The organism is Nitrospinota bacterium, from assembly GCA_009873635.1.
Classification (GTDB): domain Bacteria; phylum Nitrospinota; class Nitrospinia; order Nitrospinales; family VA-1; genus LS-NOB.
In genome coordinates, this window is sequence record WAHY01000046.1 from 4,745 (window position 1) to 6,661 (window position 1,917).

Genomic DNA, 1,917 nt, shown 5'->3' on the forward strand with positions numbered 1-1,917 from the left:
AAAAGATGAATTTTAAAGTTTTAAAAAATTTTATTAAAATCATATAATTATCAAAAAAATTGATTTAGAAAAAAAGAGTCATTAAGCTATATTCTTGTTAAAATATCTAGGTTAAAATACCGTTTTTTTTCATCTATTTAGGAAGTCTCCATGTTTGATAAAAATCTCACCTTAAACGATGTCGATTCTGAAATTGCAAAAGTTATTGATGCTGAGGAAGCAAGACAAGAAGCGCATATCGAATTAATTGCATCAGAAAACTACACATCGCCTGCAGTGATGACCGCACAAGGTTCTCAACTGACTAACAAATATGCTGAAGGTTATCCATCAAAAAGGTACTATGGTGGGTGTGAGTATGTCGATATGGCTGAAGATTTGGCTATAAGTCGTGCAAAAGAACTCTTTGGTGCAGCCTATGCCAACGTTCAGCCACACTCAGGGTCAACTGCAAATGCCGCCGTATTTCAGGCACTCCTTGTACCTGGTGACACAATTCTTGGAATGAGCTTGGCTCATGGTGGGCACTTGACACATGGCGCAGCACCGTCTTTCTCTGGAAAAAACTTTAATGCTGTTCAGTATGGTCTTGACGAGTCGACGGGTGAGATTGATTATAACCAGGTGGAAGAGTTGGCTAAAGAGCACATGCCCAAAATGATCATAGCTGGATTCTCTGCGTACTCTAGAGTTATTGATTGGCAACGGTTTAGAGATATTGCCGATATGGTTGGTGCATATTTACTTGTTGATATGGCTCATGTTGCTGGCCTTATTGCAACAGGTGATTACCCATCCCCAATTAATATTGCTGATGTTTGTACAACAACTACTCATAAAACACTCAGAGGGCCTCGAGGAGGGCTGATTCTGGCAAAGGCCAATGAAGAAATAGAGAAAAAATTAGATTCCGCAATTTTTCCAGGAATCCAGGGCGGCCCATTGATGCACATTATTGCTGCTAAAGCGGTTGCTTTCAAAGAAGCATTAAGTGACGACTTTAAATCTTATCAAAAACAAGTAGTGATCAATGCAAGAGCCATGGCAAGTGTTTTCATGGAAAGAGGCTACGATGTCGTTTCTGGAGGTACCGATAACCATGTATTCTTAGTGAGTTTTATCGAGCAAGGCCTGACAGGAAAAGCAGTCGATGCAACCTTGGGATCTGCCCATATTACAGTAAACAAAAACTCTGTTCCTAATGATCCACAATCACCGTTTGTAACCAGTGGAATTCGAATTGGAACTCCTGCAGCTACAACCCGAGGATTTGGGGAGTCTGAATGTAGAGACATTACTCACTGGATATGTGATATTTGTGATGATATTGAGAATCCAGACGTAGTAAACGAAGTACGAGCCAAAGTTGAAGAGCTTTGCTCAAGATTTCCAGTCTACAAATAGACAAGAATGCGTTGTCCTTTTTGTCAATCAGATGACACCAAGGTTCTAGATACAAGGCTGCTAGATGATGGCTCACAAGTCAGAAGAAGAAGAGAGTGTATAGCCTGTGGAGAGAGGCATTCTACAAGAGAGACCGTTGATTTAAACCTTCCCAGACTGATAAAGAGCGATGATTCTAGACAAGCTTTTAGTGAAGATAAGCTTCGATCCGGACTATTAAAAGCGCTTGAAAAAAGACCTGTTGAGATTTCTAAAATAGAGACTGCAATCCAAAAAATTCAAAGAAGACTGATGGCACAAAATGATAGAGAAGTTCCTTCCTCTACCCTGGGAGAGTGGGTCATGGAGGAACTACAAGCTCTTGATGAGGTTGCTTATATTCGTTTTGCCTCAGTCTACAGGCAATTTCAAGATATTGAGGCATTTAAGAGCGAAATTGATAAATTAATGAACAAGTAATCTTATGGCTAAAACTAAAGTTGAGTTTGTATGCCGAGAGTGTGGAGCTTCGCA

2 protein-coding genes are annotated in these 1,917 nt (G+C 40.0%); both read left to right on the forward strand.

The window, feature by feature from the left end:
* Window positions 1-150 precede the first annotated feature (150 nt).
* Window positions 151-1,404 (forward strand): serine hydroxymethyltransferase, encoded by a 1,254-nt coding sequence (locus F3741_12755; GenBank protein ID MZG31646.1) that lies wholly within the window; start codon window positions 151-153, stop codon window positions 1,402-1,404.
* Window positions 1,405-1,410: 6 nt separating this feature from the next.
* A complete protein-coding gene (gene nrdR, locus F3741_12760; GenBank protein ID MZG31647.1) occupies window positions 1,411-1,863 on the forward strand; it encodes a transcriptional regulator NrdR in 453 nt (150 codons plus the stop codon).
* Window positions 1,864-1,917: the final 54 nt, after the last annotated feature.

Coding starts and splice junctions, on each gene's coding strand:
- F3741_12755 (MZG31646.1), top strand. CDS start 151: ATGTTTGATAAAAATCTCACCTTAAACGATGTCGATTCTGAAATTGCA.
- nrdR (MZG31647.1), top strand. CDS start 1,411: ATGCGTTGTCCTTTTTGTCAATCAGATGACACCAAGGTTCTAGATACA.